Origin of the sequence: Pseudarthrobacter sp. NPDC058196, assembly GCF_042882685.1 — a bacterium.
In the GTDB taxonomy this organism is placed as follows: Bacteria; Actinomycetota; Actinomycetes; order Actinomycetales; family Micrococcaceae; genus Arthrobacter.
In genome coordinates this window covers 144,975-160,087 of record NZ_JBHVVN010000002.1, presented here as the reverse complement: position 1 = coordinate 160,087, position 15,113 = coordinate 144,975, and the positions used below count along the sequence as shown (strand labels likewise).

The window sequence follows — 15,113 nt, the reverse complement described above, 5'->3', positions numbered from 1 at the left end:
TCCCGTCCCGCCTGGGAGGCCCTTCCGGGCGGGATGGTCAGGCGGGGACCAGTCGGCCGCCGTCGAGCGCCAGGATGCGGTGCGCCGCCGAGCGCGCGTAGGCCAGGTCATGGGTGACCAGTACGACGGCGGCGCCTTCCGCGGCTGCCAGGCGGACGGCTGCATCCAGCAGGGCCAGTCCGTCGCCGTCCAGCGCCACGGTGGGTTCATCCAGCGCGAGGACGGCGGGCCTGCGTGCCAGGACGGTGGCCAGGGCCAGGAGGCGCTGGGCTGACGCCGGCAGCTCGGCGGGGTGTTCGTGCGCGGCCTCTGCCAGCCCGACTGACGCCAGCGCCGCCGCGGCACGGTGGGATGCCTGTGCCGGACCGGCCATGCGGTCAAGGCCAAAGCTGACTTCCCGCAGGGCGGACCGTTCAAACAGTTGGTCTCGGGGCTGCTGGAACAGCAAGCCCACCGAGGCCGCCGTCCGTCCCACGGGTGCGCCCGAGATGTCGGCGCCCTGGACCTGCACGGACCCCGAGCTGGGTCTGAGCAGCCCGTTGAAATGCCGCAGGAGGGTGGATTTTCCCGCCCCGTTGGGTCCGGTGACGGCGACGATTTCCCCCGGATGGACGGCAAGGTCGACCGCCCGCAGCACGGGTGCAAGGACAGCCGGCTCCCCAGTGTGTACAGCTCCCCGCCGCCTCCGGGCGGCTCCTGCCACGGCCGGGTATGCGAAGTCGACACCCCGCAGCTGCAACGCCGGGATACCAGTCTGCGGCACCACGGGCCGGGGACCGGCAACCGCGGCCGCCGCGGGTGCGGGCCGCCGGATGGCCGGCGGCAACACTCCGGGGCCGGCACCCATGGCGGCGGGCGGACCGCTGGCGGTGACGGTCCCCCCGGAAAGGACCACCCACGTCCCGGCCTCCAGGAGCAATGGATCGACTGCCTGGCTGAGGATGACGACGGCGGTCCCCCGCGCCAGGAGGTCCCGCACCACGGCGGCGAGCCCGTCGGCACCGGCCGCGTCAAGGGAGGCGAAGGGCTCGTCCATGACGAGCACCGGCGGTCCGGTAATAATGGCGCAACCGATGGCCAGCCGGCGGAGCTGGCCGCCCGAGAGCCGGGCGGGGTCCTGTTCCAATTGATCGTGCAGGCCCAGCAGCGCCGCAGTGCGCCCCACCGCGGCTTTCATGGCGGCACGCTCCATCCCGGAGTTCTCCAGGCCGAACGCCAGCTCCTCAGCCACGGTTGACCGGACGGTGGACAGGACCGTCGCAGGGTCCTGTGGAACGAAGCCCACGTGCCGGCCCCACTGGGCCGGATCGATCCGGGGATCTTCGGGGCCGCCGTGGAACTCAAGCCGGGAGCCGGACAGCTCCAGGAAGCCGGCCAGCGCTCCGTGGCCACCAGGCGGCAACCATGCCGCCAGCAGTCGGCCCAGGGTGGACTTGCCGCTGCCGGAAGCGCCCAGGATCGCCGTGAAGGTGCCTGCCGCGAAGGACACGGCGACGTCGCGCAGGGCGGCTGTCTCGTCGTCGTGGAATGTAAAGGACCGGATGCCGGCCGCCAGGACCGGACGGTTGCCTTGAATGGCGGTATCGGCATCCATCAGGCGCTCAGGCACTGGCACCTGCCTGTACCAGCCGCAGCACCAGTGCAGCCGCGGCCGCCAGCACCAGGACGATCCGTGCCGTACGCTGCAGCCGCGAGTCGGGCACTTCCCGGTAGCTGGTCCGGGGTCCGGTGTTGCTGAGTCCCCGTGCTTCGAGGGCCGCGGACCGGGTGCCTGCATCCTCCACCAGGGAAAGGACCAGGGGAACCGCCTGGAGCCGGAACGCGGCAAGCCTGGACAGGAGGCCCCGCTTCACTACCAGCCCCCGCGACTCCTGGGCCTGGCGGATCCGCCGCGCCCGGGCGCCGATGGCCGGAAGCAGGGTCAGGGTGGAGGCCAGGACGAAGGCAAACCGGCCCTGAACGCCACGGGCGGACAAAGCCGCCACGAGGTCCGGGAGGCTGACACTGAAGGAGAAAACCAGCAAGGCCAGGACCACGGCGCCCAGCTGCAGGATCCGCTGGCCGGCGAACCCCAGGCCCTCCGCCGTGACCCGGGCGGGTCCCCACGCCGCCAGGACGGTGGTTCCCTCGGGGAAGAAAAGCCCGTGCAGCAACAACAGCGACAGGCCCAGCGGAACCAGGATTGCCGCGGCGGCAGCCAGCACGCGGCGGGCGGTGCCGCCTGCCGCCGCGAGCCCCGCGGAAGCGGCGATCACGGTGAGCGAAAACAGCCAGTTGGCGGCCGCCGTCGTGATGACCGCTGTACTCCCGGCAGCAGCCAGCAGGGTCAGCGGATTCAGGCGCACCGGCCTTCCCGGCCCGGCGGCACTGCGTTCGGGAGATGCGGTCACGGCCGTGCGGTCAGTTGTTCCGGGTGGCGTCCTGCGCCGGCGCCTCGGTGGTCCCGGCCGGGGACTTGCCGGCCAGGACCCGGTGGCGGCGCAGGAACGGGAACTGCTGCCGGGCCCTGCGCGGCAGGGCGTAAACGAGGATGGCCACGATGGTGAACACGATGGCCTTGTCCATGGGGTCGGAGATCAGTGCCTGCTTGGTGATGGCCGCCAGGAGGGTGTCACCCATGGCCCGGAAGGCGCTGACGATCGCGCCGGTGGCCACGCCCGAGGTTCCGCCGAAGACAAACGCTGCCACTGGGGCAGACACCACGCCGGCGATGATGCCGGTGACGAAGCCGGCCACCGGGGCGAGGTAGAAACGGCGGAAGAGGCCGTAGCGGGCGGCGAGCCCGGCCAGGCAGCCGATGAGGGCGGCGCCGGCCGCGAAAGGCAGCACCGTGGGGTTGAAGAAGGACCAGACGATGCTGCTGAGGGCGCCGGTGGCAGCGCCGGCGGCGGGACCGGCCAGGACGGCGATCAGTACGGTGCCGATGGCGTCGAGGTAGAAGGGCACCAGGGTGCTGCCGACGAACTGGCCCAGCACGATGTTCAGGACCAGCGCCACCGGGATAAGCACCAATGTGGATGCGGGAAGCGTGGGCAGGACGGCCACGATCAGCAGGACCGCCCCGGCCAGGAAGCCGGAGAGTGCGATCAGGGCCGAGGCACTGCCCGGGCCTCCGGTGATGTCGGCGGGCTGGTTCAGGACCAGGTAAACGTAGGTTGCGGCGATGGCCAGGGCGCCGAGGATCTCCAGCAGCCGGCGGCGGCGGGCCGCCGGGCGTTCCTGGGACGGAAGCGTCAGGGAGGGCGATGACATGGGAAATGTTCCTTCGGGTGCGGGCAGTGGCCCGGCAGAACCGGGCTGGGGTGGGACTGCCTATGTCACCTCGGCAGCAGCCGGCGGCAACTGCGCCGGGCCGGTCCGTGGCCCATTCTACCGGGCATTTCGGGGCCGGAGGTGGGCCGTGGTCCGGTAATCCGGCGCGCCCTGGACGGGCCGCTAGGCCGGCGTCTGTCCCACCCGCCGGGCCAGGCCGCCGACGGCGGACACCAGTTCGCGGAACGCCTGGTCCGGGTTGTTGCCGGAAACAATCCTGGCGTTCGGCGGAGCGCCCCAGAGCCCGCGGAAATCGGCCACCGTGGTTCCCATCAGCAAGGGCGAGCCGGTTTCGACGTCCACCGTAGCCGGCCGGACGTCGTACTCGACCGTGCCCGCGGCAACTCCGGCGGCGAAGAAATCATGGACGTGTGCCAGGTAGCCCTGGTCGTACAGCCGGTGGAACTCGAAGTAGAACCGCAGCGCGTCGGACAAATGGCGGATCAGGGTGTTGCCGGACGTGCTGCGCAGGCCCTCAGGCTGGTCCGGCAGGACCAGTTCCGGCACGGCTGCACCGGCGGCCACGGCTAGCTGCCGGACGTGTTCCGGGCGCAACTCCATCCGCTCGGTGGTGTCCAGGGAACAGACAATCGGCAGCTTCGCCAGGGGCTTGCCGCGGTACGCCGCGTACACCTCCTTGGCTGCGTGCGGGTCCACGTGCGTGTTCCACTCGGCCGTCGGGGTGGTGTTCCCCTGGTGGTAGAAGCTCCCGCCCATGATCACCGCGCCGGCCAGGAGGTCCGGCAGCTCGGGCTCCCGGCGGAGGGCCAGGGCGAAATTGGTCAGCGGCGCCGTGATCAGGGCGGTGAGCTCCCCCGGCCTGGCGCGGGCGTGGTCGACCCACAGGTCGACGGCGCTCCGCGCCGAGACCTGTCCGGCAGGCTCGGGCAGCACCGCGTAGCCGATCCCCTGCGGCCCGTGGGTTTCGGGTGTGGTGGTGAGCGGAATGGACAGCGGCCCGCGCGCCCCGATGGCCACCTCGACGTCCGGCCGGCCACACAGTTCCAGCAGTGCCAGGGTATTCCGGGCCACTTGGTCGGCGTCCACGTTTCCCGGCGTTGCGGTGACGGACACGAATTCGGTCTCCGGCAGCGCGGCGAGGTAGGCCAGGGCCAGGGCGTCGTCAATGCCGGTATCGACGTCCACCAGGTATGAAGTCACTATCGCGGTACGGTGTTTTTCGGTTTCCGGGGCCCTAGAAGAGGGCAACCTTGGGAACGGCGGGGAAGATGGCATCCAGCTCCGCGAGGTCTTCGGCCGACGGCTGCCAGTCGGCGGCCGAGGCGTTCTGGCGGACCTGCTCCGGTTTGGTGGCGCCCGCGATGACACTGGCCACGGACGGTTGCGCGGCAAGCCAGGAGAAGGCCACCTCCACCTCGGTCAGGCCGCGTTCCTTGGCGAACAGGCTGAACCGGCCCAACTGGTCCCAGTCGGCGTCCTCCACCATGTTGGTGCGCGTGTGGCTGAGGCGGGAACCGTCCGGCGCATGGCCGGGCGCGTACTTGCCCGTCAGCAGCCCGTTGGCCAGCGGGAAATAGGGCAAGACGCCCAAGCCAAGGGCTTCGGCGGCGGGGGTGACCTCCTGCTCCGCCCGGCGGTCCAGGAGGTTGTAGTGGTTCTGGGTGGACACGAAGCGTGCGCTGCCGAGTTCGCGGGCCACGTACTCGGCCTGGGCGATCTGCCAGCCGGCCCGGTTGGAGTGGCCGATGTACCGGACCTTGCCGCCGCGGACGAGGTCGTCCAGCGCTGCGAGGGTCTCGTCGATGGGCGTCAGCGGATCCGGGGTGTGGAACTGGTAGAGGTCAATCCAGTCGGTGCCGAGCCGGCGCAGTGATGCTTCGACGGACTGGATGATGTAGCGGCGGGAGCCCCGGTCACCGAAGTCGGGGCCGTTCGCGCCTTGGGTGTCCATCCCGAACTTGGTGGCCACCACGGCCTGGTCCCGCCGGTTTCCGAGCGCCTTTCCCAGCATGGTCTCGCTCAGTCCCGGTTCCCGGCCGTAGTTGTCTGCGACGTCGAACAGCGTTATCCCGGCCTCCAGGGCTGCGGATACCACGGCGTCCGTGCCGTCCTGCGACTCGGTGGTGGTGTTGGCGCGGCCCAGGTTGTTGCATCCGAGGCCTACCGTGGAGACGGTGAGGCCTGATTTTCCAACGCGGCGGTAACTGGTCACGGACGACTCCTAGAGGCTGAAGCTGTTGGCGGGCTTGGCTGAGTGCTTGAGTTTGAGATGCCCGGGTTCGCTGTACGGGGCCGCACCAATGCTGAGCTTGGTGAAGTCCAGGTCCTCGCCGCGGGCGCACACCTTGATGGCGTTGACGGCCTTGTTCACCTCCGGGCAGAGGCAGAAGATGTTGAGTTTGTAATCCGTGAACTCGGACCGTTCCACCGTTCCGAGTCCCCGCCAGGCGAGATGGCTGATCAGGGCATCCTTGGCTTTCTGCTCCAGGTAGCGGTCCCGCTCCGTGCCTTCCCGGGTCTTGAGGGCGAACTGGGCCACCACCCAGGACTGCTCCTCGTTGGGGATTTCGGCGTAGCCGTCCTCCTGGCACTGGGCTGCGAAGGCGTCCAGCAGGCTCTCGGCCCCATCGGCGTCGGGGACGTCGGTTTCCTCCGTCTTGCTCTGGTGCCCCACGGCGCCGAAATTCATGACGAACTGGGAGTACTCCTCGTCGAACCAGGCTTCCCGGAAGTGGAGGGTTCCCTCGTCGTCGCGCTTGTAGACCCTGACTATGCCGCTCATATGCGTCCCTTTGTAAACCATTCAACGTCGGTACCGTCGAAAGGCGCCTGCTGCGCCTTCACGGCATGGAAAAGCTCATCCGCGGCCGCCTGGATGTCCTCGATCAGCCGTTGGGGGTAGCGCATGGACACGCTGTGCTCGGCAAATTCGTCCTGGTCGTCGATGAAGACGCCCCGTGCTTCGGTGCGGATCACGTCCAGGTCCATGTCGATCACATGGAACTCCGTGACGGCGGGCCGGATGTCCGTCCATTCGTGGCCTACGGCGAGGTCGATGTAGAGCCGCACGCCGGCAGGATGCGCGGAATCGTAGAACGTGGCCACCCAGTCACCCTGGCGCGGCACCAGGAGCACGGCGTCAGACCGGGTGTAGAACGCGGCACCGGGGCGAGAACAGAACTCGTTGGTGCCCTGGAAGATCCACCAACCGTGCCGGTCTTCGCCAAGGTACCTCCCGGGGACCACCCAGTGTGCCTTGCCGTTCCATTTGCGGTTGCGGGATACCACCAGCTGCCCGGGCTGCAGGTTGCCGGGGACCCGCGTGGTAGTGGTGTGCAGAACCGGCCCCGACTCCCCCACGGCACCCGGGTATTTCAGTGCGTCTTCGTCCCTCACAGGATCGGGAGGCTGCCAGTGGTGGGGTGCTGTTGCCCGGGCAGGGGACGCGCGAACGGTACCTTTGTTCCCAAAACCTGCGCGACGACGTCGTGCGTTATTTGCTGGGCGGTGAGCCCCACGCGCTCCATGACCTGGGCGCGGGTGCCGTGGTCGAGGAACTCGACGGGCAGGCCAACCTCGTTCAGTGCGGTATCCACCCCTGCTGCGCGCATCTCCTGCCGGATGCGCGAGCCGACGCCGCCGGCCCGGACGCCGTCCTCGATGCAGATCACCAGGCGGTGGTGCGAGGCCAGCGCGATGATGGAGCGGCGGACCGGGAGCACCCAGCGCGGATCCACCACTGTGCTGCTGATGCCCTGTGCACCGAGCCGGTTTGCCACATCGAGGGCGAGCTCGGACATGGCACCGACGCTGACGATCAGGACGTCGTTCTCGGTGGAGCCGGAGGGGCGGCGGGCCAGGATGTCCACGCCGTCGCTGAGCCGTTCCAGGGCGGTCACTTCGGGGCCAACCGATCCCTTGGAGAAGCGGACCACACTGGGCGCGTCGCTGATGGCCACCGCTTCCCGCAGTTCTTCCCGGAGGCGGGTGGCGTCGCGTGGTGCGGCGAGGTGGAGGCCCGGAACGATCTGGACCATGGCCATGTCCCACATGCCGTGGTGGCTGGCGCCGTCCGGGCCGGTCACGCCGGCGCGGTCCAGCACGATGGTGACGCCGGCCTTATGGAGGGCGACGTCCATCAGCAACTGGTCGAAGGCCCGGTTCAGGAAGGTGGCGTAGACGGCGACGACGGGGTGGAGTCCGCCGAACGCCATGCCGGCAGCAGCGGTGAGGGCATGCTGCTCGGCGATGCCGACGTCGACGACGCGCTGCGGGTGCTTGGCCGCGAACTTGTGCAGGCCCACGGGGATCAGCATGGCGCCGGTGATACCGACGATGTCCTCGCGTTCGTCGGCGATGGCGGCGATCTCGTCGGCGAAGACGGAGGTCCAGGACTGCGCGCCGCCGGTGCCCGTTGGTTCGCCGGTTTCGGGATCGATGATGCCTACCGCATGGAACTGGTCCGCTTCATGGGCGCGGGCCGGCGCGTAGCCGTGCCCCTTTTCGGTCATGGCGTGCACGATGACGGGTCCGCCGTAGTTCCTGGCGGTGGAGAGCGCATGCTCCATGGCCTGGAGGTTGTGCCCGTCCACGGGGCCGATGTACTTCATGCCGAGGTCCTCGAACATGCCCTGCGGAGCCCACCAGTCCTTGATGCCTTTTTTCATGGCGTGCAGGCTCTTGTAGGTGAACTGTCCTGCGGGTCCGCCGTTTTGGAGCTTCTTCTTCCACCAGTCCAGCGCGCCTTCATAGGCGGGCGCGGCTCGGAAGGAGTCGATGGTGGGGCGCAGGGACGCGAGGTAGTCGGCAAACCCGCCCACGGTGGGGGCGTAGGAACGTCCGTTGTCGTTGACGACGATGACCACGCGGCGTTTCTTGTCCGCCGCAATGTTGTTGATGGCTTCCCAGGCCATGCCACCGGTCAGGGCGCCGTCGCCCACGATGGCCACCACGTGCCGGTCGCCTTCGCCGGTGAGCTGGCGGGCCCGGGAGATGCCGTCCGCCCAGGACAGGGAGGAGGATGCGTGCGAGCTTTCCACGATGTCGTGTTCGGACTCCGCGCGTGAGGGGTAGCCGGAAAGGCCACCTTCCTGCCGGAGGGTGCTGAAGTCCTGGCGTCCGGTGAGGAGCTTATGGACGTAGGACTGGTGGCCCGTGTCGAAGACGATGCTGTCGCGGGGGGATTCGAAGGTGCGGTGTACGGCCAGCGTCAGTTCAACGACGCCAAGGTTGGGTCCGAGGTGTCCGCCCGTCTGTGAGACGTTCGTGATCAGGAACTCCCTGATCTCCGAAGCCAGCTGCTCCAGCTGTTCCTCGGTCAACTCGTTCAGGTCCTGCGGATTCCGGATGGTGTCCAAGATTCCCAATGACCCCTCCTTCGGGTGGTAGACGTGCCGTTTAACTCTAACGCCTTGGCTTGGTTGCAAAGCCGAAGCCCCGGCTGGTCGGTGACCGGCCGGGGCTTCGGGGAGGATGCTGGCTGCGCAGCGGTTCCGCTAGTTCGCGGAGATCTGGCGCAGCACGTACTGCAGGATGCCGCCGTTGCGGTAGTAGTCGGCTTCACCCGGGGTGTCGATGCGCAGGACCGCATCGAAGGAGGTGGTGGAACCGTCTTCGGCCGTCGCGGTGACCTTCAGGGTCTTCGGCGTGGTGCCTTCGTTCAGGGCGGTGACGCCCTCAACTGCGAAGGTTTCCGTGCCGGTCAGGCCCAGGCTGGCAGCGGACTCGCCGGCCGGGTACTGCAGCGGCAGGACGCCCATGCCGATCAGGTTGGAGCGGTGGATGCGCTCGTAGCTTTCGGCGATGACGGCCTTGACGCCCAGGAGCGCCGTGCCCTTGGCGGCCCAGTCACGGGACGAACCGGAGCCGTACTCCTTGCCTGCCAGGACCACCAGCGGGGTGCCGGCTGCCTGGTAGTTCTGCGCGGCGTCGTAGACGTAGGCCTGGGGGCCGTCTGCCTGGGTGAAGTCGCGGGTGAAGCCGCCCTCGACGCCGTCGAGCAGCTGGTTCTTGATCCGGATGTTGGCGAACGTGCCGCGGATCATGACCTCGTGGTTGCCACGGCGTGAGCCGTAGGAGTTGAAGTCCTTGCGCTCCACGCCGTTGGCCAGCAGGTACTGGCCGGCCGGGGTGTCGGACTTGAACGAACCGGCCGGGGAGATGTGGTCGGTGGTGACGGAGTCGCCAAGCTTCAGCAGCACGCGCGCACCGGTGATGTCCTTGACCGGTTCCGGCTGGGCCTGCATGCCCTCGAAGTACGGGGGCTTCCGGACGTAGGTGGACTTCTCGTCCCAGGCGAAGGTGTCGCCGGCGGGGGTGTCCAGGGCCTTCCACCGGTCGTCGCCTTCGAAGACGCCCTCGTAGCCGCGGGCGAACATGCCCTTGTCGATCGAGGAGTCGATGACCTGCTGGACTTCGACCGGGTTCGGCCAGATGTCCTTGAGGAAGACGTCGTTGCCGGCCTCGTCCTGGCCCAGGGCATCGTTTTCGAAGTCGAAGTCCATGGTTCCGGCCAGGGCGTAGGCGATGACCAGCGGCGGGGAGGCCAGGTAGTTCATCTTGACGTCCGGGTTGATCCGGCCTTCGAAGTTGCGGTTGCCGGAGAGCACTGCCGTGACGGAGAGGTCGTTGGCCTGGATGGCCTCGGAGATTTCGGCGTCCAGCGGGCCGGAGTTGCCGATGCAGGTGGCGCAGCCGTAGCCCACGATGTAGAAGCCGAGCTTCTCCAGGTACGGGGTCAGGCCCGACTTGTTGTAGTAGTCGGTGACCACCTTGGAGCCGGGAGCGACGGAGGTCTTGACCCAAGGCTTCGCGGCCAGGCCCTTTTCCACGGCGTTGCGGGCCAGCAGTGCCGCGGCCAGCATCACGGAGGGGTTGGACGTGTTGGTGCAGGAGGTGATCGAGGCGATCGACACGGCTCCGTGGTCCAGTTCGAACTCGCGTCCGTCGGCGGTGGTGACGGCCACCTTGTTGGACGGACGTCCGTTGGACTTGGGACCGTGGCCGTGCGGGGCCTGCTCGGTGAGGTGGGTCGCCGAGGCGGTGAAAGACGGCGAATCCGACGCCGGGAAGCTCTCGTCGATCGCTTCGTCCAGGCTGCCGTCAGCGAGGTCCACCTTGACGTAGTTGCGGAGGTCCTCGCGGAACTGCGCCTTGGATTCGGTGAGGATGATGCGGTCCTGCGGGCGCTTCGGGCCGGAGATCGACGGGACAACCGTCGACAGGTCCAGCTCCAGGTACTCGGAGAACTTGATCTCGCGGGAGGGGTCGTGCCAGAGGCCCTGTTCCTTCGCGTAGGCCTCGACCAGGGCGACGTTCTCGTCGGACCGACCGGTGAGGCGCAGGTAGTCGAGGGTGACGTCGTCGATCGGGAACATGGCGGCGGTGGAACCGAACTCGGGGCTCATGTTGCCGATGGTGGCGCGGTTGGCCAGCGGCACGGCCGCGACGCCTTCGCCGTAGAACTCAACGAACTTGCCCACGACGCCGTGCTGGCGCAGCTGCTCGGTGATGGTGAGCACGACGTCGGTGGCGGTGGCACCGGCGGGGATGGAGCCGGTCAGCTTGAAACCGACGACGCGCGGGATCAGCATGGAGACGGGCTGGCCCAGCATGGCAGCCTCGGCCTCGATGCCGCCGACGCCCCAGCCGAGCACGCCCAAGCCGTTGACCATGGTGGTGTGAGAGTCGGTGCCGACGCAGGTGTCGGGGTAGGCGCGCAGCGAACCGTCAACCTCGCGGGTCATGACGGTGCGGGCCAGGTATTCGATGTTCACCTGGTGCACGATGCCGGTTCCCGGCGGGACAACCTTGAAGTCGTCGAACGCGGTCTGGCCCCACCGGAGGAACTGGTACCGCTCGCCGTTGCGCTGGTACTCGATCTCCATGTTGCGCTCCAGTGCGCCGGAGTTGCCGAAGGCGTCGATCTGCACGGAGTGGTCGATGACCATTTCCGCCGGTGCCAGCGGGTTGACCCGCTTGGGGTCGCCACCCAGTTCCTTGACGGCCTCACGCATGGTGGCGAGGTCCACAACGCAGGGCACGCCAGTGAAGTCCTGCATGATCACGCGCGCCGGCGTGAACTGGATTTCAGTGTCGGGCTCGGCGTTGGGATCCCAACCGGCCAGTGCGCGGACGTGGTCGGCCGTGATGTTCGCGCCGTCCTCGGTCCTCAACAGGTTTTCAAGCAATACCTTGAGGCTGAACGGAAGGTTTTCTGCACCTTCAACGGAGTTCAACCGGAAAATTTCGTATTCGGTTCCGGCTACATTAAGTTTGCCTTTTGAACCGAAGCTGTCCACAGTGCTCATCGCAGGACTCCTCTCGCAACAGTTTCATCTTTGTCGCGCGGTTGACCGCCTGCTAGTTAGGATGCCCTAAGTAGTTCGAGGGCCCGAAAATTGCACACGGCCGGCCGAGAATTCGGGCGCGACGTGGGACTACTACGGCCATCGTAGTCCAAAACGCCGGTGGCATCACGGACCGGGAGCCAGCAGCGCCACGGTCTCCAGGTGGTGGGTGTGGGGGTACAAGTCGAAGGCGCGGAGCCCGGCGAGTTCCCAGCCTGAGCGTCGGAAGTAACCGAGGTCACGGGCAAACGACGCCGGATCACAGGACACATAGGCAATGGCGCGGGGCTGCGAGGCAATGAGTTGCCCGACGACGGCCTTCCCGGCTCCCGCACGCGGCGGGTCGAGGATGAGGGCGTCGAAATTCCGCGGTTTCTGGCGGAGCACACGCTCCACGCGGCCCTGGACCACCTCCACCTGCGGTGCGGAATGGAGGTTCTTACGGGCATCGCGGCTGGATCCGGGCGCGCCTTCGACCGAGAGGACGGACCCGGTCTCTCCCACGGCATCGGCCAGCACCCCCGTGAAAAGGCCGGCACCGGCGTAGAGGTCCGCAACGACTGCCCCGGCCTGCAGGAAGCCTCCGCCCCGCAGTAATTCTGTGACAGCGCCCACAAGTGTTTCGGGCGCGTCGCGGTGGATCTGCCAGAAGCCTGCACCGGACACGCGGTAGTCGTGGCCGGCCGCCGATTCCTGGACCCACGCCCGGCCCCTGACCTGGGTCACGTCTCCGCTGTCCGGATCGAACGCCGCCACGGACACGTCCGCCGGCAGTCCTGCCGCAATCGCCCGCAGCCGCTTGTCCTTGGTTCCGGGCGCCGGCGCCAAAAGCACCAGCGGCCGGGATCCGTTGGCCGGAGCTGCCACCTCAACACGCTCGATGCCCTGCAGGTCGATGTCCCAGAGCCTCAGCGCGTTGATGGCGTCGATGGCCAGCGGCATCTCGCGGACCGGCAAGACGGCGTCGGAGCGGTGCGCGTGCATCCCAAGCTTCCCGCCCGGGGTGACCGAAAAACTCGCCCGTGTCCGCCACCCGAGGCCGGAGCCGTCGTCGTGCGCCTCCCCCACGGCTTCCACGCCGCCGGTCCACGCGGACGCTGCAGGGTCGACGCCGGCGAGCCGGGTGAGCTGCTCGGCCAGGACGTCAGCTTTCAGTTGCCGCTGCCGGGCCAACCTGATGTGCCCGAACTCGGCGCCGCCCACCGGCGGATGGCCATGGCCCCAGGCCCGGCCTGAATCGGCGAGGTGCCAGAAGTGCTCCACCCGGTCCGGGGATGCCTCAAGGATCGCCACGGCGTCCGCACGCCAGAACTTGGCGTCCTCGCCGGCATCGGTCAGCCGGGCACGGACTTTCTCGCCGGGGATCGCATGCCGGACAAAGACCACCCGGCCTTCATGGCGGGCCACGCAGTGCCCGCCGTGGGCCACGGGCCCGACGTCGAGGACGGCCTCTTCGCCGGCGTGGCCAGCCTGGTCGGTTGCCGGTACTGCCGTGGGCGAGGTTCTTACGGTCACTGGACGTCCTGCAGGTTCTTGGCTTCTTCGGAGGATTTGAGCTGCCAGGGAACGCTGGCCACCATGACGCCGGGTTCAAAGTGCAGACGGGTCTTGATGCGCAGTGCGGTCTGGTTGTGCACCAGCTGTTCCCACCATTTGCCCACGACGTATTCGGGAATGTAGACCACGATAAGGTCACGCGGGGAATCAAGGCGCATCTGCTTGACGTAGTCCATGATGGGCGTGACCGTCTCGCGGTATGGACTGGCGAGGACAGTCAGCGGGACCGGGATTTCGAGCTTTTCCCAGTCGGTAATGGTGTGGGCGGTCTCTTCGGGGTCGATGTCCACCGTGATGGCATCCAGCCGCGAGGGCCTGGACGCGCGGGCGTAGGCCAGGGCACGCAGGACGGGCTTGCGGACGTGCGATACCAGCAGCACGGCGTGGACCCGGGTGGGCAGGGCGCGAGGCGAGGAGTCCTCGTCCACGGCGAGTTCCTTGGCCACGTTGTCGTAGTGTGCCCGGATGCTCCACATGATCAGGAAGAGGACGAACATGGCCAGCAGCGCGATCCAGGCGCCTTGCTGGAACTTGGTGATGAGGACGATGACCAGCACCAGGCCGGTCATGCCGAACCCGATGGTGTTGATGGTCCGGGATTTCATCATCCGGCGCCGGACGGCCTTGTCCTTGGCGAGTTTCAGTTCGCGGCCCCAGTGCCTGATCATGCCGAGCTGGCTGAGGGTGAAGGAGATGAAGACGCCCACGATGTAGAGCTGGATCAGCTTGGTGACGTCGGCGTCGAAGGAGATGATCAGCACCAGGGCGCCGGCGGCGAGGGCCAGCACGCCGTTGCTGAAGGCGAGCCTGTCGCCGCGGGTGCGCAGCTGCCTCGGCAGGTAGCCGTCCTGCGCCAGGATGGAGCCCAGCACGGGGAAGCCGTTGAAGGCGGTGTTGGAGGCGAACACCAGGATGACGCCGGTGGCTGCCACCACGATGTAGAACGGGATGGAACCGGGGCCGAAGATGGTCTGCGCGATCTGGCTGATGGCCGGGTTCTGGATGTAGCCCTCGGGCAGTGGGTTGCCGTTGAGCAGGAACTCCTTGGCCGGGTCCAGCACGATGTGGACCTTCGTGGCGTTCGCCAGGTAGATGATGCCTGCGAGCATCGCGGCACCGATGATGCCCAGGAGCAGCAGGGTGGTGGCTGCGTTCTTGCTCTTGGGGTGCCTGAAGTTGGGAACGCCGTTGCTGATCGCTTCAACACCAGTCAGGGCTGCAGCGCCGGAGGAGAAGGCCCGCAAGAGCAGGAATGCACCGGCCAGCCCCACCAGGCCTTGGTCGAAGCCCTCGGTCGGGACGATGGTGAAGGCTGCCGACGGCGCCTGCCCCAGCTGTCCGGTGGCCGCCTGGAAGATGCCCACCGCCGTCATGCCCAGGATGGAGGCCATGAAGATGTAGGTGGGGACGGCGAAGACGCTGCCCGCTTCCTTGATGCCGCGCAGGTTCACCAGGGCAAGGATCACGACGCCGATGGTGGCTATGACTGCCTGCTGGCCGTGCAGGGACGGGACAGCCGTCGTGAGGTACGCCGCGGCCGATGACATGGACACGGCAACCGTCAGGACGTAGTCCACCAGCAAAGCCGAGGCCACGGTCAGGCCGGCGAACTTCCCCATGTTCACGTTGGCGATCTCGTAGTCGCCGCCGCCGGACGGGTACGCATGGACGTTCTGCCGGTAGGAAGCGACGACGGTCAGCAAGACCACCATCACGGCCAGGCCCACCAGCGGTGAGATGGCCACCGCACTGACGCCTGCGAGGGCAAGGGTCAGCAGGATCTCGTCCGGGGCATAGGCCACGGACGACAACGCGTCCGATGCGAAGATCGGCAGTGCGATCTTTTTCGGAAGCAGGGTATGGGCGAGGCGGTCATTCCGGAAGGGCCTGCCCACCAGCACGCGTTTGACGGCGTTCAGTATTGTCAACACCCCA

General features: G+C 67.8%; 11 protein-coding genes. All 11 read right to left on the bottom strand.

From position 1 onward, the window contains the following. Positions 1–37: 37 nt before the first annotated feature. A complete protein-coding gene (locus ACFVVC_RS03435) occupies positions 38–1,594 on the bottom strand; it encodes an ABC transporter ATP-binding protein (protein WP_387449836.1) in 1,557 nt (518 codons plus the stop codon). A gap of 7 nt (positions 1,595–1,601) precedes the next feature. Next, positions 1,602–2,390, bottom strand: a complete 789-nt coding sequence (locus ACFVVC_RS03430) for an energy-coupling factor transporter transmembrane component T (protein ID WP_387449233.1) — start codon at positions 2,388–2,390, stop codon at positions 1,602–1,604. Positions 2,391–2,400: 10 nt separating this feature from the next. Beyond that, the gene (locus ACFVVC_RS03425) at positions 2,401–3,252 is read right to left on the bottom strand and encodes an ECF transporter S component (protein ID WP_387449229.1); all 852 of its coding nucleotides are present in this window, start codon (positions 3,250–3,252) and stop codon (positions 2,401–2,403) included. Between the two features lie 183 nt (positions 3,253–3,435). Beyond that, on the bottom strand, positions 3,436–4,473 hold the full coding sequence (locus ACFVVC_RS03420; protein ID WP_387449226.1) for a nucleoside hydrolase: 1,038 nt from the start codon (positions 4,471–4,473) through the stop codon (positions 3,436–3,438). A gap of 34 nt (positions 4,474–4,507) precedes the next feature. After that, positions 4,508–5,485, bottom strand: coding sequence for an aldo/keto reductase (locus ACFVVC_RS03415; protein WP_387449223.1), 978 nt, complete (start codon positions 5,483–5,485; stop codon positions 4,508–4,510). Positions 5,486–5,494: 9 nt separating this feature from the next. Next, positions 5,495–6,055 carry a hypothetical protein gene (locus ACFVVC_RS03410; protein WP_387449220.1) on the bottom strand — a complete coding sequence of 187 codons (561 nt, stop codon included), beginning with the start codon at positions 6,053–6,055 and terminating at the stop codon, positions 5,495–5,497. Further along, positions 6,052–6,669: a DUF402 domain-containing protein gene (locus ACFVVC_RS03405; protein WP_387449217.1), complete on the bottom strand. Its 618-nt coding sequence runs from the start codon at positions 6,667–6,669 to the stop codon at positions 6,052–6,054. Before ACFVVC_RS03405 ends, ACFVVC_RS03410 begins: the two co-directional genes overlap by 4 nt. Then, a complete protein-coding gene (dxs, locus tag ACFVVC_RS03400; protein ID WP_387449213.1) occupies positions 6,666–8,639 on the bottom strand; it encodes a 1-deoxy-D-xylulose-5-phosphate synthase in 1,974 nt (657 codons plus the stop codon). The genes ACFVVC_RS03405 and dxs overlap by 4 nt, the downstream gene beginning before the upstream one ends. Before the next feature lie 129 nt (positions 8,640–8,768). Next, positions 8,769–11,582: an aconitate hydratase gene (locus ACFVVC_RS03395; protein ID WP_387449209.1), complete on the bottom strand. Its 2,814-nt coding sequence runs from the start codon at positions 11,580–11,582 to the stop codon at positions 8,769–8,771. 165 nt (positions 11,583–11,747) lie between these two features. Then, positions 11,748–13,136 (bottom strand): class I SAM-dependent RNA methyltransferase, encoded by a 1,389-nt coding sequence (locus ACFVVC_RS03390; RefSeq protein WP_387449206.1) that lies wholly within the window; start codon positions 13,134–13,136, stop codon positions 11,748–11,750. Next, entirely contained in the window at positions 13,133–15,109 is a 1,977-nt protein-coding gene (locus ACFVVC_RS03385; RefSeq protein WP_387449202.1) for an APC family permease, read from the bottom strand. The genes ACFVVC_RS03390 and ACFVVC_RS03385 overlap by 4 nt, the downstream gene beginning before the upstream one ends. Positions 15,110–15,113: the final 4 nt, after the last annotated feature.

Coding starts and splice junctions, on each gene's coding strand:
- ACFVVC_RS03435 (WP_387449836.1), bottom strand. CDS start 1,594: ATGGATGCCGATACCGCCATTCAAGGCAACCGTCCGGTCCTGGCGGCC.
- ACFVVC_RS03425 (WP_387449229.1), bottom strand. CDS start 3,252: ATGTCATCGCCCTCCCTGACGCTTCCGTCCCAGGAACGCCCGGCGGCC.
- ACFVVC_RS03410 (WP_387449220.1), bottom strand. CDS start 6,055: ATGAGCGGCATAGTCAGGGTCTACAAGCGCGACGACGAGGGAACCCTC.
- ACFVVC_RS03395 (WP_387449209.1), bottom strand. CDS start 11,582: ATGAGCACTGTGGACAGCTTCGGTTCAAAAGGCAAACTTAATGTAGCC.